At 62.6% G+C, this 24,927-nt stretch carries 16 protein-coding genes; 6 read left to right on the top strand and 10 right to left on the bottom strand.

Annotated elements, in window-relative coordinates; genetic code table 11:
* The first annotated feature begins 166 nt into the window (after window positions 1–166).
* A complete protein-coding gene (locus tag HME9302_RS00655; RefSeq protein ID WP_326833144.1) occupies window positions 167–2,227 on the top strand; it encodes a TonB-dependent receptor in 2,061 nt (686 codons plus the stop codon).
* Between the two features lie 143 nt (window positions 2,228–2,370).
* Here the strand turns inward: HME9302_RS00655 and HME9302_RS00650 are convergent, their stop codons facing one another.
* The 5 genes from HME9302_RS00650 to glpD form a co-directional block, all read right to left on the bottom strand.
* Complete coding sequence (locus HME9302_RS00650) at window positions 2,371–3,561, bottom strand: saccharopine dehydrogenase family protein (protein WP_115365401.1); 1,191 nt, start codon at window positions 3,559–3,561, stop codon at window positions 2,371–2,373.
* Between the two features lie 90 nt (window positions 3,562–3,651).
* A complete protein-coding gene (gene dcd, locus HME9302_RS00645) occupies window positions 3,652–4,206 on the bottom strand; it encodes a dCTP deaminase (protein WP_115365400.1) in 555 nt (184 codons plus the stop codon).
* 56 nt (window positions 4,207–4,262) lie between these two features.
* Window positions 4,263–4,793 carry a hypothetical protein gene (locus tag HME9302_RS00640; RefSeq protein WP_115365399.1) on the bottom strand — a complete coding sequence of 177 codons (531 nt, stop codon included), beginning with the start codon at window positions 4,791–4,793 and terminating at the stop codon, window positions 4,263–4,265.
* Between the two features lie 58 nt (window positions 4,794–4,851).
* Window positions 4,852–8,055, bottom strand: a complete 3,204-nt coding sequence (gene putA, locus HME9302_RS00635; protein ID WP_115365398.1) for a bifunctional proline dehydrogenase/L-glutamate gamma-semialdehyde dehydrogenase PutA — start codon at window positions 8,053–8,055, stop codon at window positions 4,852–4,854.
* Between the two features lie 69 nt (window positions 8,056–8,124).
* Window positions 8,125–9,615: a glycerol-3-phosphate dehydrogenase gene (gene glpD, locus HME9302_RS00630; protein ID WP_115365397.1), complete on the bottom strand. Its 1,491-nt coding sequence runs from the start codon at window positions 9,613–9,615 to the stop codon at window positions 8,125–8,127.
* Between the two features lie 306 nt (window positions 9,616–9,921).
* On the opposite strand from glpD, the gene HME9302_RS00625 reads away from it, so the two are divergent.
* The 3 genes from HME9302_RS00625 to HME9302_RS00615 all read left to right on the top strand — a co-directional run bounded on the left by HME9302_RS00625 (window position 9,922) and on the right by HME9302_RS00615 (window position 15,437).
* A complete protein-coding gene (locus HME9302_RS00625; RefSeq protein WP_115365396.1) occupies window positions 9,922–12,579 on the top strand; it encodes a TonB-dependent receptor in 2,658 nt (885 codons plus the stop codon).
* Window positions 12,580–12,697: 118 nt separating this feature from the next.
* Window positions 12,698–14,758 (top strand): tetratricopeptide repeat-containing sulfotransferase family protein, encoded by a 2,061-nt coding sequence (locus HME9302_RS00620; protein WP_115365395.1) that lies wholly within the window; start codon window positions 12,698–12,700, stop codon window positions 14,756–14,758.
* Complete coding sequence (locus tag HME9302_RS00615; RefSeq protein ID WP_115365394.1) at window positions 14,751–15,437, top strand: Crp/Fnr family transcriptional regulator; 687 nt, start codon at window positions 14,751–14,753, stop codon at window positions 15,435–15,437. Before HME9302_RS00620 ends, HME9302_RS00615 begins: the two co-directional genes overlap by 8 nt.
* On the opposite strand, the gene HME9302_RS00610 is transcribed toward HME9302_RS00615, so the two are convergent.
* From HME9302_RS00610 to HME9302_RS00595, 4 genes are all read right to left on the bottom strand, one after another.
* A complete protein-coding gene (locus tag HME9302_RS00610) occupies window positions 15,438–16,877 on the bottom strand; it encodes a tetratricopeptide repeat-containing protein (RefSeq protein ID WP_115365393.1) in 1,440 nt (479 codons plus the stop codon).
* The gene (locus HME9302_RS00605; RefSeq protein ID WP_115365392.1) at window positions 16,874–17,668 is read right to left on the bottom strand and encodes a hypothetical protein; all 795 of its coding nucleotides are present in this window, start codon (window positions 17,666–17,668) and stop codon (window positions 16,874–16,876) included. The genes HME9302_RS00610 and HME9302_RS00605 overlap by 4 nt, the downstream gene beginning before the upstream one ends.
* A 1-nt stretch (window position 17,669) precedes the next feature.
* Window positions 17,670–19,262: a toll/interleukin-1 receptor domain-containing protein gene (locus tag HME9302_RS00600; protein ID WP_115365391.1), complete on the bottom strand. Its 1,593-nt coding sequence runs from the start codon at window positions 19,260–19,262 to the stop codon at window positions 17,670–17,672.
* A 71-nt stretch (window positions 19,263–19,333) separates the two neighbouring features.
* The gene (locus HME9302_RS00595; RefSeq protein ID WP_115365390.1) at window positions 19,334–20,380 is read right to left on the bottom strand and encodes a LacI family DNA-binding transcriptional regulator; all 1,047 of its coding nucleotides are present in this window, start codon (window positions 20,378–20,380) and stop codon (window positions 19,334–19,336) included.
* A 132-nt stretch (window positions 20,381–20,512) separates the two neighbouring features.
* Here HME9302_RS00595 and HME9302_RS00590 point away from each other — a divergent pair, with 132 nt between their 5' ends.
* A complete protein-coding gene (locus HME9302_RS00590; RefSeq protein ID WP_230079808.1) occupies window positions 20,513–22,138 on the top strand; it encodes an acyl-CoA dehydrogenase family protein in 1,626 nt (541 codons plus the stop codon).
* On the opposite strand, the gene HME9302_RS00585 is transcribed toward HME9302_RS00590, so the two are convergent.
* Window positions 22,135–22,983 (bottom strand): HTD2 family dehydratase, encoded by an 849-nt coding sequence (locus HME9302_RS00585; protein WP_115367363.1) that lies wholly within the window; start codon window positions 22,981–22,983, stop codon window positions 22,135–22,137. The two genes, HME9302_RS00590 and HME9302_RS00585, sit on opposite strands and share 4 nt — an antisense overlap.
* Before the next feature lie 132 nt (window positions 22,984–23,115).
* Between HME9302_RS00585 and HME9302_RS00580 the strand changes: the two genes are divergently transcribed.
* Window positions 23,116–24,915, top strand: a complete 1,800-nt coding sequence (locus tag HME9302_RS00580; protein WP_115365389.1) for a BCCT family transporter — start codon at window positions 23,116–23,118, stop codon at window positions 24,913–24,915.
* The last annotated feature ends 12 nt before the right edge of the window (window positions 24,916–24,927 follow it).

Genomic DNA, 24,927 nt, shown 5'->3' with positions numbered 1-24,927 from the left:
ACTGTGCGAAAAAGGGGTTGCGACCGAGAATCTGCGCGCTATTAGCGGTGATATGTTATCACATTCTAAAACCCGCTTCGCTACGGCAGGTCTTCTCGCATCCGCGGCGACCCTTGCCTTTCCTCTCCACGCACAAGAGCGCCCGGTATCGTCCGACGAGGCGGGTATGGAATTGGAGGATGACGTTCACAACCAGCAGATGGACGAATTCGGCACCATCATCGTCAGCGCGCAAGGTTTGCGCGAATTAAACATTCTTGCCGGGACGTCGGTCGTCGAAGGGGACGACTTGCAGCGCGAACTGGAAGGTCAGTTGGGCGATATGCTGGAAGAATTGCCCGGTGTTGCGTCCAGCGGTTTCGCACCCGGCGCCTCCCGCCCAGTCCTTCGCGGCCTGCAAGGCGAACGCATCCGAACCCTGATCGACGGCATCGGCGCGATTGACGCCTCCAATACCAGTGCAGACCACGCCGTTTCCATCGATCCATTGACCGCAGAACGTATCGAAGTGCTGCGCGGCCCGGCCGTGCTGCTTTACGGCAGTCAGGCAATCGGCGGCGTAGTAAACGTGATCGACAAGCGCATTCCGCGCCGCGTACCCAACGAACCCGTTCATATCGATCTTCTTGCTGCAGCCGATTCCGCATCCAACCTTTATGAAGGCGCGGCCTCCATCGACCTTCCTATCGGCAACAATTTTGTTGTGCATGCCGATGGCAGCTACCGAAATTCCGACGATATCGACGTGGGCGGCTTCACCGTGGCTCCAGCCCTGCGCGCGGAGATCCTTGCCGAAGCGGCTGAGGAGCAAGCCGAGGGCGAATTGGAAGAGGCGGAGGAACTGCGTGAAGCCGCCGAACAGCGCGATGTCCTGCCGAACAGCTTTACCGAGACAGCATCCGGCAATCTGGGCTTTTCCTTCATCGCGCCGGGCGGACTGATCGGTTTTTCCGCAGGTATCTATGATACGCGGTACGGCGTGCCCGGGCGCCCCGGTGCGGGTCATGCCCATGGCGAGGAAGAGGGCGGCGAAGAAGAGGGCGAGGAAGAAGGCGAAGAGCGCGTCTCGATCGATCTGCGCCAATACCGCGCCGATTTGCTGACCGAGGTTGAACTGGGCGACGGGTTGTTCGAAAAACTGCGGGTGCGTGCCGGTTATTCCGATTACACCCACACGGAATTCGAAGGCGAGGAAGTGGGCACCGTGTTCGATGTGCAAGGTATCGAAGCGCGTGCCGAACTCGTCCAGTCACGCACCGCACCGGTTCGCGGCTCGGTCGGCGTGCAATATTTTTTCCGGGATTTCGCAGCCGTCGGCGAAGAAGCTTTCGTGGCCCCGAACCGAACGGAAAGCTTTGCCCTGTTCGCCTTACAGGAAGTCGGCTCCGGTCCGTTCGAAGTGGAATTCGGCGGGCGTTACGAAAAAGCGAATATCGACAGCGTACCGCTTGGCCTGTCGCGCGACTTCGACACTGTGAGCGGAGCCATCGGCGTTACCTATGGCACGCCGATGGGACTGCGGTTCGGCGCCAACGCCAATTATACCGAACGCGCCCCGGCTGCCGAAGAATTGTTCTCTAACGGGCCGCACATCGCCACCCAGGCATTCGAAATCGGCGATCCGAACCTGGCGAAGGAAACCGCGCTTGGCGGCGAGGTGTTCGTGCGCGGCAATGTGGGCATTGCCGAACTATCGCTCGCGGCGTTTTACACATCGTTCGACGATTACATCTTCCTATCGGAAACGGGCGAGGAGGAAGACGATCTGCCCGTGTTCGTCTATCTGCAGGAAGATGCGAATTATTACGGCGCGGAGGGACAAGTCGTCCTGACATTCAGCGATACGAACGACCTACGTCTCGCCACCGATTTGCGGGCGGAATATGTCCGCGCGGAACGTGACGACGGCACCGACCTGCCGCGCATTCCACCGCTGTCGCTATACGGCGCACTGGAAGCCGGTACCGGCCCGTTCGATGCCCGGATCGAAGCGCAATGGTTCGACGAGCAGACGCGCACCGCCCCGTTCGAAACGGCAACCGATGATTACACCCTGGTCGGCGCTTCGGTCAGCTACAAGCCATTTGCCTCGCGGCCGGGCCTGACGCTGATTGGATCGGTCGACAATATCTTCGACGTGGTGGGCCGCCGCCACACCAGCTTCACCAAGGATTTCGTCCCGATTGTCGGTCGCAATTTCCGCATCAGCGCCCGAGCGAGCTTTTGATGCCGGCCTGAAAGACGTCGGCCTAAAAAGCGTTGGTCTGAAACAGGGGGAACTACCCAGCGGTGTATTGCCAAAGGGTGGCAACGAAAAGGGCGCTTGCGGCAGATCGCCGCAAGCGCCCTTTTTTCTCGTTTCGTGGCAGATCAGTCTTCCACTTCGAACGTCAGTTCGGCCCGTTTCCGCAAGCGTTCGACCAGCGCGGTGCCGAGGAACGAGCCGGGCGTGCCGACCCCGCCGGGTGCATCGCTTTCCAGCAACGCCATGCCGGTTTCGGCAATCATGCGGCTGGTGGAGCCGTAGCCCGGATCGTATTTGCCCTTCACGCCGTAACGCAGCACTTCCCCGTCCGGCATCTCGCCTACGAACAGGATGTCGTAGAAGCCGTTTTCGCGTGCTTCGGGTGTGGGGCCTTCGCCGGGTTTGGGTCCGCCATCCCCCAGCATGGACTTCATGCCGCCGGCAATCGCCTGCGCCGCAGCCTTGCCCATCTCTCCCGGACTGGTCAGCACCATTTCGTCATAGACGAAATCCTCTCCATAGGGATGGCCGCGCAACGCATTGGTGCGGTGCACATTCTTGGTGTTGATCGATGCCATGATGAACGGCGCAGTCCAGCTTTCCAGCGTCTTGTCGTAATGCGGCATCATGCCGGCGGGCTGGTCCGGCCCTTCGAAACCGGGTGTCAGGGCAAACGGATCGGCCAGCGTCTTCAGCAGCGCGGGTTTCTTTGCAGCCGCTGCCATCGTGGCCTTGAAACTGGCGGCCGTCCCGCCTGAGAACGTGCCCTCCATCTTGCGCACGCGCCCTTTCACGCGCGGTGCAGGGTTGCCGAACCGCTTCACCGCCTCTTCCTGCAACATCAGCACGCCCAGATCGAAGGGGATGGAATCGAAGCCTGCTGAAAAGCAGATGCGTGCGCCGCTTGCCTCAGCCGTCGCGTGATGCTGCGCGATCTTCTCCGCCATCCACGCAGGCTCGCCGCACAGATCGGCATAATCGGTACCGGTTTTGGCGCACATCGCCACCAGATCGTCACCATAAAGCTGGTATGGGCCGACGGTCGTGATGACCACGCGGGTGCGCTTGCACATCGCTTCCAGGCTGGCGGCGCTTTCGGCGTCGGCCACTACCAGCGGGGTATCGTCGGGCGCGCCGATCAGCGTGCGGACGTCTTCCAGCTTGGACTGGTTGCGGCCTGCCATCGCCCATTTCGGCGCGTCGGCTTTCCCGCCATATTCGTGCACGAAATGTTCAGCCACGAGGCGGCCGGTATAGCCGGTCGCGCCATAGACGATGATGTCGAATTCGCGGGTTTCGGATGCGTCGGCAGCCATAATGCATTCTCCTGTTGCCGCGCCGGAATGGGCGCTGAAGGGTCAGGAGTCAAAGCCGCTACGGCGCGCCGGGTTCCAGTCGTAATGTGACTAAAGCCGAGGCAGGGTCACACCCTTCTGGCCCATATATTTGCCCGCGCGGTCGGCATAGGTCACTTCGGGACGCTCGTTCCCTTTCAGAAACAGGAACTGGCACGCTCCCTCATTGGCGTAGATTTTGGCCGGCAGCGGGGTGGTGTTGGAAAACTCCAGCGTCACATGCCCCTCCCAGCCCGGTTCCAGCGGGGTGACGTTCACGATGATGCCGCAGCGGGCATAGGTCGATTTGCCAAGGCAGATGACCAGCACATCGTCCGGCACGCGGAAATATTCCACCGTCCGTGCCAGCGCGAAACTGTTGGGCGGGATAATGCATACATCGTTGTCGCGATTGACGAAGTTCTTGGGATCGAAATCCTTGGGGTCGATCATGGTACTGTCGACATTGGTGAAGATCTTGAATTCCGGAGCGACCCGCGCATCGTATCCGTAGGAACTAAGGCCGTAGGAGATGCACCCATCCCGGCGCTGCGCCTCCACGAAGGGTTCGATCATGCCATGATCGCGCGCCTGGGTGCGGATCCATTTATCGCTGAGAATCGCCATGGGGCCACATTCCCGATTGGTGGGTATGCTGCAAGCGGTGCTGCACGACTTTTGCTCTATTTGATGCGTTTCGCGCCCAGCTGGGGGTTGAGGGCGCTGATATGGTTCAGCCACTTCTTCGGCTTGCGCAGCATCTTCTTCGGGTAATTGACTTTAAGCCCGGCGATCTGCGCCATCGTTCCGACGAAGTGGATGCAGTTGCGCGTATCGAGGCTGTAATATTTGCCTGGCGCATCCCGCCATGCCTCCATTTCGGCAATAACCCGCCGGTATTGCGCATCGGTCAGCGGGACCGTGAAGTGACGGTTGGTAGAGGTGAGGTATTTGGGCTTCTCGATCATGATCTCATGTTCGACCGGGCCACGCAGAACAGCCGTAGTCGCCCTCTTGGCCGAAAAGCCGTAATTTTCATTTACCACCTCGCCTGTTTCATCGAGGGTTCCTTCCAGCACGATGAATGTGTGCGGATAGCGTCCGAACAGGACCGATCCGTTGAAGCTGTGGAAGCTCATACGGACCTCCGCGCTGGCGGCCGCAGGAAACGTTGCGGCGAGCAGTGCAAGAAGGATGGGAAGCAGGCGGGTCATGGATCGGCCTTTAACGGATAACCACCTGAATTTGAAGTGAAGGCGCAGGGGCTGCAAGCTAACCCGCCAGCAAGCTCGCATTGCCGCCCGCTGCCGTCGTATCCACGCAAGTGACACGTTCGGTGGCGAAGCGGGCTACGTAATGCGGGCCGCCAGCCTTCGGGCCGGTGCCCGACAGGCCCTCGCCGCCGAAGGGCTGGCTTTCCACCACCGCGCCGATCTGGTTGCGGTTGACGTAGAAATTGCCAACCTTGGCCCGCGCTTCCACGAATTCGCGCACGCCCTCGATCCGGCTGTGCAGGCCTAGCGTCAGGCCGTAACCGGTGGCGTTGATGTCTTCCACCACCTGCCCCAGCTCGCTGGAACGGTACCGGACTACGTGGAGCACCGGGCCGAAATTTTCGCGCTTCAGGTCGAGGATAGATCCGATTTCGATGATGGTTGGTGCGACAAAGGTACCGTTGGCCAGTTCGCGCGCCAGTTTCCGCCGCCAGACGGGTGCCCCTGCCTTCTTACGTCGGGCGACGTGGCGTTCCAATGCGGCCTTGGCGTCGTCGTCGATAACCGGGCCGACATCGGTCGCGAGGTCGGCCGGGTCACCGATATCGAGCGCGTCGAAGGCACCGCGGATCATGGCCAGCATATCGTCGGCGATATCATCCTGTAGGTACAATACGCGCAAGGCGGAACACCGCTGTCCCGCGCTTTGAAAGGCGCTGGCGACAACATCGCGCGTGACCTGTTCCGGCAGGGCAGAGCTATCGACGATCATCGCGTTCTGGCCGCCGGTTTCCGCGATGAACGTGGCGATCGCGCCATCTCGCGCGGCAAGGTTGCGGTTGATGGCGCGGGCGGTATCGCTCGATCCGGTGAAGGCGACGCCTGCAATGCGCGGGTCGGACGTGATCGCCGCGCCGACATCGCCTGCACCGGGCAGCAATTGCAACACGTCCTGCGGGATACCGGCTTGATGACAGAGCCGGATGGCGAGCGCGGCGACCAAAGGCGTCTGCTCCGCCGGTTTGGCGACCACGGTGTTACCCGCTGCCAGCGCGGCGGCGGCGGGGCCGATAAAAATGGCGAGCGGGAAGTTCCATGGGCTGATGCAGGCGAACACGCCGCGGCCGGCCAGCGTCAGACGGTTTTCCTCACCCGTGGGGCCAGCCAGAGCGAACGAGCCGCCGAACAGATTGCGCGCTTCCCCTGCATAGAACCGTAGGAAATCCACCGCCTCGCGCAGTTCCAGCACCGCATCGGGCAAGGTCTTGCCCGCCTCGCGTATGCAGAGCGAAAGCAGCTCGTCCGAATGCGCTTCGAACTGGTTTGCGGCTTCTTCCAGCAATACCGCCCGGCGGGGCCCGCCCAACGCGTTCCAGCCCTGCTGCACCGCTTCTGCACGGCGGATGGCGTCTGCCACTTCCTCGTCCGTACTGTCGCGGCGCGATCCGATTTCGATACGCAAATCCTGCGGCGCATTGATAGGTGCGACTTCGCCGCTTTCTTCGGCGCAGAAAGTGGGTTGTGCGTACCAGCTTGCTGTTTCGAGATTGCGCAATCTTGCCAGCAAGGGTTCGCGCACCAGTGGATCGGCAAGGTCGATCCCGGCGCTGTTGCTGCGGTTCGGGAAAATATCGCCGGGCAGCGGGATCGCCGGGTTGCGCTTTGGCGATGTCGCGGCCAGTTCCGCCACGGGATCGCCGACGAGGTCGGCCACCGGCACTTCGGCATCGGCCATCCGGTTGACGAACGAACTGTTGGCCCCGTTTTCGAGCAGGCGGCGGACCAGATATGCGAGCAGGTCCTTGTGCCCGCCGACCGGCGCGTAAATGCGCACCGGCGTCAGCCGGTTGCCCTGCTTCCGTTCCATATCGGCCAGCGCACCGAACACATCTTCGCCCATGCCGTGCAGGCGTTGGAAATCGAACGACGGATTTTCTTGTCCTACCGCTTCGCTGCTTGAGGACGTAGCTTGCTGTCCTACCGCTTCGCTGCTTGAGGACCGTGCCTCTGCCATCGCCAGGATCGCGCCAACAGTATAGGCGTTATGGGTGGCGAACGCAGGGTGCACTGCGTCCTGCGCATCCAGAAGTTTCGCCGCGCAGGCGAGGTAGCTCACATCGGTTGCTACCTTGCGGGTAAACACGGGGAAATCGGTAAAGCCGCCGACCTGGCTTAGCTTGATCTCGGTATCCCAGTATGCGCCCTTCACCAGCCGCACCATCAGCTTGCGATGATGCCGCCGGGCCAGTTTCACGATCCATTCGCACAGCGGAACCGCGCGTTTCTGGTAGGCTTGCACCGCCAGCCCGAACCCTTCCCACCGCGTCCCGTCGGGCCGGGTGAACAGCGCATCGTCGGACATCAGATCTTCGATAATGTCGAGCGACAGTTCCAGCCGCTCGGCCTCTTCCGCGTCCACGGTAAAGTGAATGCCCGCATCCCGCGCAGTTATGGCAAGATCGCGCAGGATCGGCACTAGCGCAGCGCGCGCGGCATCGGCGTGAAGAAATGTATATTTCGGATATAGCGCCGACAGTTTGACGGAAATGCCCGGTGACGTCCCGACGCTGTCGTCCGCTTCGCGCGCCAGCCGTTCGATCGCATGGGTATAGGATGCGCGATAGCGTTCCGCGTCGGCAAACGTCATCGCCGCTTCACCGAGCATATCGAAACTGTGGGTCAGACCCCGCGCGCGTTCCGGCGCGGCGCGTTTCAGCGCTTCTTCAATCGTGCGGCCATAGACGAACTGTCCGCCCAGGATGCGCATGGCCTGCAAAGTCGCGGTGCGGATCACCGGTTCGCCCACCCGGCCCACGGCGCGTTTCAGCGTGGCGCCCATGCCGCGCTGCTGTTCTTCGGGCCGTTCCAGCACTTCGCCCGTCAGCATCAGCGAGAAGGTAGCAGCGTTCACGAATGTCGAACTGCTCGCCCCCATATGTTCGGACCAGTCGATATCGCCCAGCTTGTCCCGGATCAGCGCATCGGCCGTGCGGCTGTCGGGCACGCGCAGCAGCGCTTCGGCAAGGCACATCAGCGCGATGCCTTCTTCCGTATCGAGGCCGAATTGCTGCAGGAATGCGTCGAGCCCGCTGGCCTTTCGCGCCCGCGCACCTTCGATGAGCGTGGCGGCGATCTCGGCCGCGCGGTTATGCACATCCTGTGCCGGGCCAGCCTCCGCCAAACGCTGCTCCACGCAGGCCTGTTCTTCCTGGCGATAAGCCTTGCGCAAGGCGGTACGGTCGAGCGGTGCGAGTCCAGTCATGGGAGCAGCTTCTGGACCCCGCAATGCGCGCACGCAAGCGAAGTGAGCATCGCGCCGCGCATTCACAGGTCAGCTATTGGCGAACCACAATGCCACCATGTCCTGTTCGGCCTGCGACAGATGCAGGCCAAGCTTGGAACGCCGCCACAGCACATCGTCCGCCGTCTGCGCAAATTCCTGTTCCACAAGGTAATTCAGCTCGGCAGTATAGAGATCGCCGCCGATCCGCTGGCCCATATCGGCGAGCCCATTCGCATCGCCCACGATACGCTTCATCCGGTTGCCATAGGCGCGTGCCAGCCGCAGCAGCATGGGGTAGGGCATCCATGGATAGCGGGCGCGCCGTTCTTCGAGAAAGCCAGCGAAATCGCCGCCTGGAATACCGCCGCCCGGAAGGGTCGCCGTCTCGGTCCATGCGGCGCCCGTGGTGCCCTGCTGCTCTGCCAGCCGTTCCAGTGCGTGTTCGGCAAGCCTACGGAAAGTGGTGATCTTGCCGCCGAAGATGGACAGGATCGGAGCCGCGTCCGCGCCCGACTGATCCTTGTGATCCACCTCGAACATGTAATCGCGCGTGACGGTGGAATTATCGCTCGAATGGTCCTCATACAGGGGGCGGATGCCGGAATAGGTGGATACGACATCGGCTGCGCGGACAGGTTCGCGGAAATACTCGCTCGCAGCATTGCACAGGTAATCGCGCTCTTCGGTCGAGATTTCGGGGTGATCGCGGTCGCCTTCGAACAACAGGTCGGTGGTCCCGATCAGGGTGAAGTCGCGCTCATAGGGGATCGCGAACACGATCCGTCCGTCGCCGTTCTGGAAGATATAGCAATGATCTTCGGCGTAGATGCGCGGCACTATGATGTGGCTGCCCTTGACCAGCCGGAGATGCTTTTCCGCCGACCCGCCTGTCGCAAGCCCTGCAATGTCGTCGACCCATGGTCCCGCCGCATTCACCACCGCGCGCGCTTCTATCGTAGACGTGCTGCCTCCAGCTTCGACAGTGGCCACCCAATGATCCGCATGGCGTGCAAGTCCGGTACAGCGGGTGCGCGTGCGGATTTCGGCGCCGCGTTCGCGCGCGTCCATCGCCGCCAGCACGACCAGCCGCGAATCCTCCACCCAGCAATCGGAATATTCGAAACCCCTGCGGAACCTGTCCTGCAAGATCCGTGCGTGCGGAGCCTTGCGAAGCGATACGCTACTGCTACCGGGCAGAGTGCGCTTCCCGCCGATCCTGTCATACAGGAACAGCCCCGCTCGCAGCATCCATTTCGGCCGCAGCCCCGCATCGTGCGGTAGTACGAAGCGCAACGGCCAGATGATATGCGGCGCGGCGCGCAGCAGCACCTCACGTTCTTGCAAGGCCTCGCGCACCAGGCGGAATTCGTAATGTTCGAGATAACGCAAGCCGCCATGCACCAGTTTGGTACTGGCGGACGATGTGTGCTGCGCCAGATCGTCCTTCTCGACGAGAACCACGGACATGCCGCGTCCGGCGGCGTCGCGCGCTACGCCCGCACCGTTGATACCGCCGCCGATGATAAGAAGGTCATGCATTGCGCGCGCCTTAGGCGCACAGCGCGTAGCACTCAATCGTCAGTCGGGCCTGCGGTCGGTCGCCAAGCGAGCGGCGAATGCAAAGCAGCCTTGTGATAATTTTGTCACAACAAGTTTCGCTTTTGAACTTATCGGGACACAGCGGTGGCCACAGTCTGTCAGGCGTCTAAGCACCTCTCGCCGGGGCTGATCGCTCGCTTTGCGCGATTTTGCGCGCCTGCTCGCCCCCTGCATCAATTGAAACAGCCGCATTTAAAGTGCGGCACCCAATGCCGCCGGTCCCGGTGGCATAGTCAAGGAACTTACATGATCGACCTTCGTAGCGGCGCCTCTTTCGGTGCGCTTGCCATTGCGACTATTGCCATGCCCGCCATGGCGCAGGACACAACGCCTGCTCCAACCCCGGCCGCCCCCACTTCCGCGCAACAGCCGCGCACCGGCGGCGTGCAGGAAATTATCGTGACGGCCACCAAGCAGAGCGAAAACCTGCAAGACGTGCCGATTTCCGTGGCCGCCATCGGCGAAGAAGCGCTGGACGATCTGGGGATCGACACGTTCGACGATTACCTGGTGCAGCTGCCGACGGTCACAGCGGGCGGTTCCGGCCCCGGCCAGTCCACCATCTATATTCGCGGCCTTGCTTCCACCACGCCCAACCTGACCACCGCCGGTGTTGCGGGCCTCGCTCCCAACGTTGCGCTCTACCTCGACGAACAGCCATTGGGTCAGCCCGGCCGCAACCTCGACGTGTATGCTGCCGACCTTGAACGGATCGAAGTCCTGTCCGGCCCGCAAGGTACGCTGTTCGGCGCCAGTTCGCAGGCAGGCGTCGTTCGTCTGATTACGAACAAGCCGGACCTCGTCGGCTTCGACGCGGCGGTAAAGCTGGGTACGTCCATCACCAAGGGCGGCGACATGAGCTACAAGGGCGAAGCGATGCTGAACGTCCCTGTGTCGGACAATCTCGCTCTGCGCGGCGTGGTCTATTATGACGAGCAGGGCGGTTATATCGACAATGTCGCCGGCACCCGCAGCGCAGCCGAAAGTGGCCGTTTCCGCACCGCCGGGACCGTGCGCGAGAATGGCGTACCAGTTTCCGCCAATCGTGCCGGCTTCCAGGCTGGCGGTCCGGCTGCCGGCACCACGTTCCTCCTCGCCGATAACAGCGCGCTGGTGGAAGAGAACTTCAACGACACCACTTACAAGGGCTTCCGCGCATCCGCGCTGTGGGAAATCACGCCCAACTGGACGGTCACCCTGGCGCACTCGCGGCAGAAAGTGGATTCCGACGGTGTATTCTTCGCCGATCCCGCACTCGACCTCGACGATCTGGAAATCCAGCGGTTCGAGGACGACGATCTGGACGACAAGTACAGCAACACCGCCTTCACCGCCGAAGTCGACGCGCTGGGCCTCGATTTCGTTTACACCGGTGCCTACACCGACCGCGAAACGAACCAGCGGGTGGACTATTCCGATTACCTGTTCGTCGGTCAGTATCTGCCATATTACATCTGTGACACCGCGGTGGTTTACCCCACCTATGTCGCGGCAGCCCCTGCCAACCCGACTTGCCAGGCCCCGAACCTGTTCGTGACTTCGCGTACCAACACGACCGTGTTCACGCAGGAATTCCGCGTAAGCACCGATCAGCTGGCGCGCATCCGGGCCACTGCAGGCGTGTTTTACAGCGACCTTGAACTGAAAGAACTGAACGACTTCAGCTATCCCGGCAACGTCGATGTGCGCGGGTCCGACGGGGTTACGACAGGCTTCCTGCCGAACTTCCCGCTGACCAATGTTGGTTCGCCAGCCGGCCGCATCAATTCCGCTTCCCCCGGCTTCTTCACCGAAGCGGGGCCGTTCCCCGACACCACGATCTTCCGCAACGATATCCGCCGGACGGACCAGCAATTCGGCGTGTTCGGCGAAGTGGGCTTCGACGTCGTGCCCGACCTGCTGACGGTCAATCTGGGTGCGCGTTACTACAATGTCGAAGTCGATCTGGACGGCAGCGCCAACAGCTCGTTCTTCAACCTGCGCTCGCCCGTTTTCGGCGCGAATACGGGCGTGCCGCTGAACCAGCGGGTCGACCAGCAACGTGGCGGGACCAATATCAGCGCGCAGTTCGCGGCAGACAACACGGTGGGTGCGCCCGACAAGGCCAAGACCGAAGGCGTCATCTTCAAGGGCACGGTTACCCTCACCCCAAGCGACGACCTGCTGTTCTACGCCACCTATTCCGAAGGCTTCCGGCCCGGCCTGCTGAACCGTCCGGGCGGCGCTGCCGGTCCTAACGGGTTCACCGTCCCGTTCGCGCTGGATACGGACGAGGTGAAAAATTACGAGATCGGGTACAAGACCGATCTGCTGAACGGTCAGCTGCGTCTGAACGGCAGCATCTTCTACGTCGATATCAGCAATCTGCAGACCACCATTTTCGATCCGTCGATCACCAATTTGTTCTTCTCGGACAATGCGGCGAATGCGGAGATCAAGGGGCTGGAAGGTGAATTTACAATCGCCCCCTACTCCCTCGACGGGTTGACCGTAACGGGTGCATTCTCGATCCTAGATACGGAAGTCACCGAGGTGCTGACACCGACCAACGACGTGCTGGAAGGCAGCGAGCTGGCTTACGCACCGTCGTTCCAGGGCAATCTGCGCGCACGGTACGAATTCCCGCTCGGCGGGGATCTCGAGGCGCATATCCAGCCGCAGGTCGTATACTCCTCGTCGAAGTTCACCGACATCATTCAGATCAACCGCCTGGAGCTGGAGAGCTACACTACCTTCGGCCTCAGTGCGGGTGTGTCGACCGGGACCTATTCGTTCGAGGTTTACGGTGAGAACCTGACCGACGAACGGGCGCAGATCGCGGGTGATTTCATCAACGATCGCGCACGTATCACCACCAACCGTCCGCTGACAGTCGGCCTCCGGGCATCGTACAACTTCTTCTGATCCGTTCCGAAGAACAGCGCTTGATACCAGATCGGCGGGTGGAGCTTTCGAGCTTCGCCCGCCGATTTCGTCTGGCGTTCCCTTTCGTTTCACCGCCGGCAATGGCAAAGGATGGGCGATGACAACCAAGGCGCAGACAGGCGATATCGCGAAACGGCCCGAGTTGGCCGACACTCCGGCGCCTCAGCCATCCGCCCGCGCGGCGAAGCTCAAGGCGGCGCAAGAGGCGATCCAGGCGGGGAATTTCGGGGAAGCCATCGCGCTGGCCGAAGCGCTAGCCACTGCCAGTTCTTCCGATACCGAGGCGCTATATCTGGCGGCTGTCGCGCAACGTTACGGCGGCTCGCCCGCGCGCGCGCAGCACTGGCTTGACCGCTTGCATTCCGCGGCACCCGAATATGGCCGCGCCTGGCAGGAACAGGGCCATCTCGCGCGCACCACAGGTGACACAGGCCGCGCGATCGAGGCTTTCGGGCGGGCCGTGCGATATAACCCGGCGCTGGATGCAAGCTGGCGCGCATTGGCAGAATTGCATGGGATGGCAGGACGACCGGCGGAGGCTGCCGAAGCCGCTGCACAGGCAAGCCGTCTCGCCGGATTGCCGCGCGAACTGGTTGCAGTGACCAACCACCTGCACGAAGGGCGCATTCTGCGGGCTGAAGAAATCTGCCGTCACTACCTGCGCCGCCACCCGCGCGATGTGGAAGGCATGCGGCTGCTCGCACAGATCGGCAGCAAGCTGGGCATATTGGACGATGCCGAAATCCTGCTGGAAGCGGCCACCAAGTTGCAGCCGGACAACATCCAGCTACGCCTCGAATATACCGATGTGCTACGCCAGCGCCAGAAATACGCCCGCGCCCGCGAAGAGGCAGAGGCACTGTATGCGCGCGACCCGGACAATGCCCTGTTCCAGTCCCGCCTCGCGATCGACACCATGCAGACAGGCGAATATGGCCGCGCGCTGGAACTGTTCGATGCGGTGCTGGCCCGTCTCCCGGACGATGTCGCCACACTGACCAGCAAGGGTCACGCGCTGAAGACCACCGGCGCGCAGGATGACGCAGTGGCGCATTACCGGCGCGCCTTTGCCATCAAACCCGACCATGGCGATGCCTATTTCGCGCTCGCAAATCTCAAGACTTATCGCTTCACCGATGACGAAGTGACCCAGATGCAGGAACAGGCCGCGCGCAGCGACCTAGCCTTCATGGACCGAGTTCATATCGCCTTTGCGCTGGGTAAGGCGCTGGAGGATCGCGGCGATTATGCCGGCAGCTTCGCCTCCTATGACAAAGGCAATGCGCTGAAGCGCCAGCAGACCCGCTACAGCGCCGATGCGATGAGCGCGGAATTGGCCCGCCAGCAGGCTGCCTGCACGCCCGACCTGTTCGCCCACCACGAAGGAAGCGGCGATCCTGCGCCGGACCCGATCTTCATCCTCGGCCTGCCGCGCGCCGGCTCCACCCTGTTGGAACAGATATTGGCCAGCCACAGCCAGGTCGACGGCACGCTGGAGCTGCCCAATATCCTCGCGCTCGCGCACCGTCTGCGCGGGCGCAAGGCGGGCCAGTCGAACTATCCCGAAAACCTTGGTCAGCTAACGGCGGACGACCTCGCGAAGCATGGGGCGGAATTCATGGAAAGCACCCGCATCCACCGGCAGGGTGCGCCGTTCTTCATCGACAAGATGCCGAATAATTTCCGGCATATCGGCCTGATCCACTTGATCCTGCCCAACGCCACCATCATCGATGCCCGCCGTGCGCCGATGGATTGTTGTTTCTCAGGCTTCAAGCAGCTGTTCGCAGAGGGGCAGGAATTCACTTACGGGCTCGAAGAAATCGGGCGGTATTATGCCGATTACGTGGATCTGATGGATCACTGGGACTGCGTCCTGCCCGGCCGGATATTGCGCGTGAACCACGAAGACGTGCTGGACGATCTGGAGGGTCAGGTGCGCCGAATACTCGATCATTGCGGCCTGCCGTTCGAGGAAGCCTGCGTGGACTTCTACCGCACGAAGCGCGCAGTGCGCACCGCTTCGTCGGAACAAGTGCGCCAGCCGATCAACCGTTCCGGCCAGAACGCATGGGCGCCGTTCGAACCATGGGTCGATCAGCTGAAAGACGCGCTCGGCAGTCTGGCTCCGTCAAGCGGAAGCACCGCGGATGGCTGAAGCGGACACTCTGGTGCGGATGACAGATGCTGCCGATCGCCACGCCGTGCTGCGATCGATTTTCGCGTGCGACGATGCCATTGCCGAAGCGATCGAGCCGGCCGTATCCTGGAAGCAGCACGCGCCTGGTACCATCCTGGCGCGGCAGGGCGAGGCGCAATCCGCCTGCATCATGGTGGTCAGCGGTTCGGCGGCCATGAAAACACTCGGCGCAGACGGACAGGAATTCCAGCTCGCTACGGTCGAGCCGGGTGAAATCTTCGGTTCCTATCCGGCGGGCCAGACGGCACGGGCGGAAATCAGCTGCAGCGTCCCGACCGAAGTGCTCCGGATCGACAGCGTGCGGTTGGCTGCTCTTGCCGGCGAACACGCCCCTGTCGGCAGCGGACTTGCCGCGATGTTCGCACGGCAGTTCGAATCGGTGCTGGACCGGTTCGCGCTGCGCATGACGCTGACGGCTACCGGGCGCGTATATGCCCGGCTGGCGGAATTGGCGGACGAATCCGGCGCGCTTAATCCCGCGCCCGTCATCGCGGCCCTGGCGGTGGAAGCACAAACCACGCGCGAAACTGCCAGCCGGGCGGTCAGTGCGTTGGAACGGCGCGGAATATTGGAGCGTCCGACACCGAAGACATGGCGCATCCTGTCGCTGCGAATGCTGGACGAATTGACGGTTTAGCTAGGTTATGTTGGTCGCCGCGAAACCTGTGGGTTCGGTGTACAGCGCGTAGAATGCGAAGGGTCCCTGAGTACCGCGCAGCTCACCCATCGGTTCCACGCGTATGTCCGCCCGCTCTGCCAGCAAGGCGTGGGCAAAGCTGTGTGTTGCCAGCTTCTGTCCGTCTCGCGCGAGCCGCGCCAGTATCGTCACGGCCTCGCTCGACTGATCTTTCAGCGCATTGGCATCGATCAGCCTGTAATCGAGCCCCGCCACATGATCCGAAACCGCATCCCAGGCGCGCCCGGCGGACGTAAACGTCGCTGTTTGTACCGTGTAATCCATGCAAGACACCAATGAACGCGCCGTACCATTACCGGGCAGCGTGCATTCGGCCACGTCGGCAGTACGGCCTATGCGGGCTTCGACCATTCGCAAGCCCCCAACATCGGATCGACGGGCTGCGCCTGGGCTACCGGTAGTTACCACCAGCCGGATCGCTTCGCTTTGCAGCCGTACGGCGTTGGCGCGTGCAAGACCTGCCGCAACAAGGTTCGCCAGCGCGATACCATCCGTTGACGGGCCGTCCGTATCTTGCAGACAGTACACCGTCGCGGCCTGTTCCAGCATTCGGTCGAATCGCGGTCCCCATGCGGGATCGACGCAGGTTACGGAATGGGTGCGAAACAGATGCGGCGCGCAAGGAAGCACAATGTGCAATTCGCCGCCGCGCGCGCGCATCGCCTCTGCTGCAAGGATGTCGCCCCCTGCCGCCAGCGCGCCATAGGCGAAGCCGGGTGCCTCGGTGTCGATCAGCTCGCATACGACTTTGCCCGCAGCCGCATCATCGGCTGACAGGCCCATGACGCCGCTGAACTGCACCGAACGGGGTGGCTGTAAGACATCGAGCCAGTCGGCATCACCTGGATGCATGTCCATTTCCGCCATCAGCAACCGCAACTGACCCAAAGTCGCGGCATGATCCTCCCACGCTTCGGGCGCTTTTGCGATGCCGCGCAGCACCGCTTCGCGCGCCTCGTCCATGCGGCCCAGCAGCAACAGCGCTTCCGCCCGTGTCGCCTCCCGCCAATAGGGCGTTTCCGCCGAGGACGGATCACTGTCGAGACGTGCCAGCACCGCGCGCGCACCCGCTTCGCTATCCGCCTTGTCCCCTGCTAAGAAACTTAGTGTGGCGGCGTTGATCAACGGATAGGTCGCCCCATCGATGGCAGCAGCCTGCGCATACTTATCCGCGGATTGACGCAGCAACCGAATGCGCTCCGCTCCGTAGGTTCGTTTCGCCCGGTCCTTCACCAGACGCGCAGTCAGTGTCAGCGCCGCAGGATCGTCCTCCTGCCGGTCGAGCCCGGATTCCACCAACAGCGACCACGCCCGCTCGACGGCATTCGAGCGGGCCAATTGCAGAATCCGGCTACGGTGGGATTGATCGCTGTTTATCATGGAAAGCCGGGATTGGGATCGACTTCGCCGGAGGATGTGCCGCCCGGGTGGCCGACATCGGGGTCCACGATGATCGGGATGTATCGGCCGCCTTCGTTGTCCAGCAGCTCGATATGGCTGTTGTAACGGATCAGATATTCAGCCAGCCCCGTTTCGTCCCGCAACATCTTGTCATACATCACGAAACCCGCCCAACGCGGATTAACCGGCCCGTTGCCCCCGCCGGTTTCCTGCCGATCGTCGTTCCATGGTTTATGCCAAGCGATGAACTTGTCCGCCGGATGCCCTGTCGGTTGGCCCGTAGCCGGATCGGCGATCTCGGCATGACCAAGTGAGAATGGGCGCGCAGCAGTAAATTGCCATTGGTCCTTCTTGACGCCGTTCACCTTTATCCGCGGATGCTGCGCAAGCGCGATAACATACAGACACACATCAGCGGCCGGGCAACTGTCCGGCGCGGGAAGTTCATGCGGGGCGGCAAGACCGATACCAAGCCTGTCCTTACCGGACTTGAATTTCACCTTCCGGTCCATCCTGGGAAAACCGATCTGGCGCTTCGGACCCGTATCGTGCAGCGCATTGGCAAGCGCGGTATCGACATCGGTCTGGCTTGGCGAAGCACCCAGTTCGACGACTTTCGACCTGGTGATTTTCAGCGACGCGCCCTTTTTCCTCATCAAGAAGTCCAGCTGGAAAAACCGGATCTGGTTCGGCATCGGCATCGCGCCCGATGTATTCATATCGGGTATTCTGGTGATGTTGGGGCCATCGAGCGGCAGTGCATCGGGCATCTCAGTCTCCTTTGGGTGGGTTTTCCAGGCGGCGCAGCCATTGCGCCCAGCGTTTGTTGACAGGATCGGTGCGAACCAGGTCGCGGGCCATGGCAATCGCTTCGGCGCGCATGGTTCGCGCTTCCGCCGTTTCGCCCGCACGTGCCAACGCCTCCGACAGCGTCATCTTGGCGCGCATCAACTGGTCTTTCGCATCTGCGCTATCGGGATCGGCCGCGGCGATGCGGGTCAGCAGGCCGTGCTGTGTGCGGAAGCTGGAGAGTTCGGCGGCGTTGTTCCCTTCGCGGCGCTGCGCATCGGCCAGCCAGCCCAGCCGATTGGCGTAATTGCGGATCGCATCGGTGCTGGTAGGATCGCGCTCCAACGCCTGGCGCATCATGGCCGCACTTTTGGCGCAGGCGTTCATCGGATCGCGGCTCAGCCCGTCGGCTTCCAGCGCGATGGTGCACAGATTTCCCTGCGCATAACCAACCTCCGTCAGGCGTTCGATACTGTCCGGCTCCCTGTCCAGCAGCCGCTTGGCGAGTGTGTGATATTCACGCCAATAGCCTTCCGCCCGGGCGGTCCGCTTGGCGAGATAGTGGACATAGCCGAGGTAATACGCGCTTTGTGAATGGGCGAAGAGGCGCGCAGTATTACCGGGGTCGCGCGCCAGCAGTTCCTCCGTTGCGCGGTAGGCCTGCGTCCACAGGCCAAGGGCGCGGTCGCTTTCATCGGCTTTTTGTGCGTCCACTCCGATCAAATGGAGAATGCGCGCCCGCCGCTCCAGGCTGTCGGGCGGCAAATCGGACAGATCGCCCTGCTCGTTGTAATAGGCCATCGCGCGGGCGTTCACATTGTCCATGAATTCGATCCGGCCCACGCGTTCCAGATCGGCACGCAGATCGGTCAGCATGAATTCGACAAGCTCTTCCGCCTCTTGCCGCTGGCGCTGCGCTTCGTTGCGCGACTGGATGGCGATAACGCTCATGACGGCCATAGCTAGCAGCGCCAAAGCGAGCACCAGCGTGACGGCGATCACGCGGCGCAGTTTTCGCGCGGCATCGCGCTGCACCAGCGCGTCCAGCGATACGCCGGCTACGCCCGCCACCACTTTCAGGAAACCCAGCCGCGGCCCGTCGCCGCCAGCCTTTACCGGACGCAGATCGGCAGCGAGCGGTTCGTTGCCGTTCTGGGTCAGCGGACCCGGAAACGCGTCCGCAGGTTCGCCGCGCAGGATTGCAGCCAGGATCGGGCGATCGGGATGTAATTCGCGAAACAACTCGATTTCGCGCGTTACCCATGGGCTGGCGGCGGCATCGGGGCTGCATAATACAATCAGCACTTGCGACTGGGCCAGCGCGGCCTTTACCGCATCGGACAGATCCTGCGCGGCGGGAAAATCATTGCGGTCGCAGAACACCGGCCCGACCCTGCCATCCTGCGTTCCCCGCCCACGCTGCCCGCCGCTTGCGCCTGTGGACGCTCGCAGGGCGGTGGGGAGACGGTAGGTTTCAAGGCGGGTGTGCAGCCGCCGCGCGGCCGCGCTATCGGCATGGCTGTAGCTTAAGAACGCTGCATATTGCGGCGCGGGATCACCTGCCTGGTTCGTCATCCTACCCCCCCGTGTCGGTGGTAAAACGTTAACTACATAAAAAGCAAGTTCGGGCGCGTAAAGCGCTGGCGCTACTCGCTTCTCACGCTCGACCGCGCGACATAGCGAACCGGCACTCGTACCCCATCTGCCTGCGCGACCCCGTCGATGGCGGCATCAACCAGCATTTTGCCCGCCGCGGCCAGATCCGGCTCGATCGTGGAAAGTGGCGGATTGCTGAAGCGGCCCGCGCCCATCCCGTCGAAACCGACCACCCCGATATCGCCGGGTACGTTTGTGCCCAGCCCGGACAAACGGTCCAGCACTCCAAGTGCCATCCGGTCGCATGCCACAAACATTGCATCAACATCGCCTGCCGCCAGCACGGCATCGGCGGCAGCGCGGCCCTGGTCTTCGCGGCTGCTGTCCTGATCGACGGCGATCATGCGCGGGGCCAGCCCGCGATCCGCCATTTCGGCGAGATAGCCCTCATGCCGTTCACGGAACTGTTGCTGCACGTTCCCGTCCGATCCGGCATAAGCGATGCTGCGATATCCAGCGTCGGTCAGATGCCGCACCGCCAGCCGTCCGCCAGTGGCGTTATCGGCGCGGACCCAGCGCATATCCTCATGCGGGGTACCCCAATAAGCCGCGTGGCCGATGGTATCTGGACTGTCGTAAGACGTGTCTGCTTCCAGCTCGTGAAAATACTCCCACGCGCGCACATTGGTGGGGCTGCCAATCACGACCAGCCCGTCCGCCTGCCCTTGTTCGACATATCGCCCGGACAGGTCGCCATCGTCCGATTGCAGCGAAACCAACGTGTCCAGTTGCCGGGTCGCCGCAGCCTCGCATACGGAATACAGCAGTTCCTGGTAGAACGGGTTGGCGGAACGAACGGTATCTTCCGGGCGGCGCAGCACGACGACTGCCAGCGTGCTGGTTGTGCCCCGGCGCAGGCGGGCAGCGCGTTCGTCGACAAGATAGTCGAGCTCTGCTGCGGCGGCCATCACGCGGTTGCGAGTGGCTTCGGTAATGGAAGGCGATCCCGCCAGAGCGCGCGATACGGTGGACTGGCTGACACCTGCAAGATGCGCGACATCGAAAGATGTCGGTCGTTTGCGTGGCGATTGCGTCATCCTGCCCATGCTATGCCAGCGGGCGCTTCCTGCCAAGCACTGTCACGCCAAGCACTGTTATGGCAAACGCGGCATGCCCGTTTCGGCAGGCAGGGGTTATCGGGTCCTGCAAAGTGGGTTAGGCGGGCTGCCGTGGACGACTGGCAAAACTTGACCGCCGAACTGGCAGCGATGGAACGCGCCGCCACGGCAACGCTTGCCGCTTATATCGGTAAAGACGGTGTCGATGCCTGCCAACCGGCGGCCTATGACCTCGCCTTTGCCGCTGCCGAAATTGCGGCGTTCGGTGCGCTGGCGCACAGCGACACGATGGCCGATCCGGTGATGCGCGATCTGCTTGCAGGCGTATTTGCGGCGCAAATCCTGCCCGGCACGGTGATGCGCTGCGACCGCGTGACGGCCGCCTGCGGTAGCGACGCTGCGCCGTTCGCAGCCTCGCCGCTATATGGCCGTCTGCTGAGTGCCGCCGCGCCAGATGCGGGCGCGCGGATCGTTGCCGGCGGCACCGCCTATCGGGAAATCTCAACAAGCGAAGAAAGCGACATGGCGCGCAGCAGCTTCTGGCGTTTCGGGCAGGACGTAGTCGCGCCACTGGCGGAGCGGATTCACCGCGAGGACCTGACTGTGCCGGAAACGATCCTGGCTCCGTTGCGCGAAATGGGCGCATTCGGCCTGTCGATACCCGAACGCTTCGGCGGGTTGGCCCCCGACGATGGCGAAGACAGCGCCGCAATGCTTGCCATTACCGAAGCCTTGTCGGCCGCTTCGCTGGGCGCGGCAGGCAGCCTGATCACCCGGCCGGAAATCCTGGCCCGCGCGGTCCTGGCAGGCGGGACCGAGGCGCAGAAGGCGCACTGGCTGCCCCGCATCGCCGTTGGCGATCCGCTCTGCGCCATTTCGATCACGGAACCCGATTACGGATCGGACGTCGCGAGCCTGGCACTGAAGGCGCGCAAGGTGGCAGGCGGCTGGACCCTGTCCGGCGCGAAGACGTGGTGCACCTTTGCTGGCAAGGCGGGGCTGCTGATGGTGGTCGCGCGCACCGACGATACTCCCGGTCACACCCCCCGCCACAGGGGCTTGAGCCTCTTCCTCGTCGAAAAACCGCCGACGGATGCGCATGAATTCACCGTGACCCAGCCGACCGGCGGAACCATGACCGGCAAAGCCATTCCCACCATCGGCTATCGCGGCATGCACAGCTTCAACATGGCATATGATGATTTCTTCGTCCCCGATGCCAATTTGATCGGCGGCGAGGAAGGGCGCGGGCGCGGATTCTACCTGACTATGGCAGGCATGGTCGGCGGGCGGATGCAAACTGCCGCGCGGGCCTGCGGGCTGATGATGGCGGCGATCGATGCGGCAAGTGCTTATGCGGAGGATCGCAAGGTGTTCGGCGTGCCTTTGGCACAGCACGGGCTGGTGCAGGACCGGATTGCCGGAATGGCCGCGAAACTGGCCGCTTGCCGCGCGCTTGCCTACCGTACCGGTGCGTTGGTGGACCGAGGCGATGATGGCAGCAGTGACGGAGCAGGCCGGATGGAAGCCAGCCTAGCCAAGCTGATCGCATGTCGCTGCGCCGAGGAAGTCACCCGCGATGCGCTGCAGCTATTCGGCGGCATGGGCTATGCCGAAGAGACGTCCGTTTCGCGATATTTCGTGGATGCGCGGGTGCTGTCCATCTTCGAAGGCGCAGAAGAGACGCTGGCCCTGAAAGTCATCGCGCGCGAACTGCTGGCGCGGGCAGAGGCTTAACCCTCGCGCAACTTCGCGCTTGCATCCACCACCATGCGCCCGTCACCGCCGAGCGCCTGCAGGATTACCTCCTCGCCAGCGCTGCGGCCTACCAGATGTAGCGGCTGACCGGCAAAGGCAGGCGACATCGCGCGGAATGCAAAGCTCGCCAGCCGGTCGCCGCCCAATTCGCGCCGCGCGAGATCCAGCAGGAGCGTCGCCATCAACGGGCCGTGCACGACCAGCCCCGGATACCCCTCGACCTCGCGGGCGTAGGGCAGGTCGTAATGGATGCGGTGGCTGTTGAATGTCAGCGCGGAAAAACGTTGCAGCAGCACCGGCTCGGGCGTCAGCTCGCGATGCCATTGCCAGTCGCGGAGCTGTTCCGGCAGCAGGTTCACGATCGGTGGCAGTTCGACACGCGCCGCCTGTGCCTCGCGATAGACCAGCGTTTGCGTCTCCCTAACTGCCAGCACATCGCCGCAGCGCGTTTCATGCGCGACCTTCACGAAACCCAGCGGGCCGCTGCGCCCATCCTTGCGTTCGACCGACAGGATGCGGCTGGCCCGCGTGACCTTCGCGTCCAAGGTAAGGGGCGCAAAGAACTCGACCTCGCTCGCCGCCCACATCCGGCGCGGCAGGCCCATATCGGGTAGGAACCCGCCTACCTTCGGGTGTCCATCAGGCCCAAGCTCTTCGGTTGGTGTCTCGGGCGTACACAGGCACCAGTGCAGCCCGTCCGGCACGGAATTGTCCGCCAACGGCACATCGAGCGCGGCGGCGAAACGTCTGACCAGCGCGGCACCCACCCGGTCATGCTGGTATTGCTCGCGCCCGACATAATGGCTGAATTCAGTTTCCGTCATCGCCAGCGACTTTGGCGGCAAATTCCGCATCGGGCAATCGGCTGCCGGCGCCAACGGTTTTCTATAGACCTTGGGTATGCGCGCGTTCTGGTGCTATGCCGCATTCAGGACAACGCAGGCGCAAATGAAACTATGCGCGTTTGCGACATATGGACCGGGGACAAGAGCATTACCGATCAAGCCGAAAACGGGGGCGTTGCGCCTACCGCAAATCCCTCCGCGCAAACCGCCGGGACCACTGACCTGCGACACCTCGAACCGTTGGACATCCGCCGCTCCGACAGCGGTTTCTACGCCGGGTTCGCAACGCAGGTGGCAGTGCCGGCAAAGATCATCGTATCCGCCTTTCTCGTCTGGGCCATCGCCTTCCCCACGATTGCCAGCGAAACGCTAGCTGCCGCCAACGCCACGGTTATCGCCACCTTCGCGGGATGGTACATCTACGTCGTGGCCGCGATGGTCCTGGCCGCCATCGTCCTGGCTGTGGTTCCGCAATTCGGCCGGCAGACCATCGGCCTGCCCGGCGAAAAGCCCGAGTTCGGCCGCGTCAGCTGGTTCGCCATGCTGTTCGGGGCGGGCATCGGTATCGGCCTGCTGACATATTCCACCGGCGAACCGATGTCACATTTCGCCAACAATCCCGCGATCATCGCTGGGGAGGTGGAAGGCGGCACGGCGGAAGCGGTGCGGTCGGCCTATAAATATTCTTTCCTCCATTGGGGGCTTTCCGCCTGGGCGATCTACGCCATGGTCGGGCTGGCGGTGGGCTACGTCTCCTATCGCCGCGGCCTGCCGCTCACGATCCGCAGCGGGCTGGCTCCGCTGTTTGGCAAGGCCTTGTCGGGCATCCTGGGTCATATCATCGATATCGTTGCGGTGGTGGCTACCATTCTGGGCATTGCCGTCACGCTCAGCATCGGGGTGAACCAGTTCATCGCCGGATTGCACCGCGTGTTCGGCGGCGAATGGCTGCTCAATGCAGATGAAACCAGTTCGCCTGCCGCCATCATCATGGTGTTGCTGATCATTGTGGGGGCCTCCACCGTGTCCGCGCTGTCCGGCGTGGGCAAGGGGATAAAGTGGCTGTCGAACATTAACCTGCTGCTGTCGGTCGTGTTGCTGGTGACGTTTCTGGCGTTTGGCGATGTGCTGTTCGGGTTGCAGTTGCTGGGTACTGGGCTGGTCGATTATCTGCTGGCCCTGCCCGAACTGTCCGTCACCCTGTTGCCGCATGACGGCACGGTGATGGGCGACGCGCTGGCGCAATGGCAGCTCGACTGGACGGTATTCTACTGGGCCTGGTGGATCGCGTTTGCACCCTTCGTCGGGATGTTCATCGCCCGGGTTTCGCGCGGGCGCACCGTGCGCGAGTATCTGCTGGGCGTGGTCATCGCACCGATGCTGATGTGTTTCGTCTGGTTCGTGGTCGTGGGCGGCACGGCGATCGACCTCGAACTGAGCGGCGCGGCTCAAGGCACTATTCTGGGCAGCACCTTGGCGCAGCAGCTCTATGCAACGCTGGCGGTGATGTTCGGGCCGGTCGTCACGCTGATCATGTCGGTGCTGGTGCTGATTTTGCTGCTGACTTACGTCATAACATCGGCCGACAGCGCCATCCTGATCGTCAACACTATCAACGCTGCCGGGCAGGAGCATGACAACACGCCCCGCCACATTATATTCTGGGGTGTGGCGATTGCCATGGTCGTAGGTAGCCTGCTGATTATCGGCGGTATCGATGCGATCTCGACCGCCATGATCATCGGTGCCCTGCCGTTCTCGCTGGTGGCAGGCCTGATGGCGGTGGCAGTAGTCAAGGCAATCGTGTTCGACGTTATTCGCGAACGCCGCGGTATCTCGACTACTATCGAAGCCGGCCCGCCGCCTGCTGCGCCGCCTGTTTCGCCCGAGATTGCCGCTACCGCCGCCTGATTGCGCGCGTCT

It is taken from the genome of Alteripontixanthobacter maritimus, from assembly GCF_003340475.1.
GTDB lineage: Bacteria > Pseudomonadota > Alphaproteobacteria > Sphingomonadales > Sphingomonadaceae > Alteripontixanthobacter > Alteripontixanthobacter maritimus.
The sequence above is the reverse complement of the archived record's forward strand: the minus strand, read 5'-3'. Positions and strand labels throughout refer to the sequence as shown.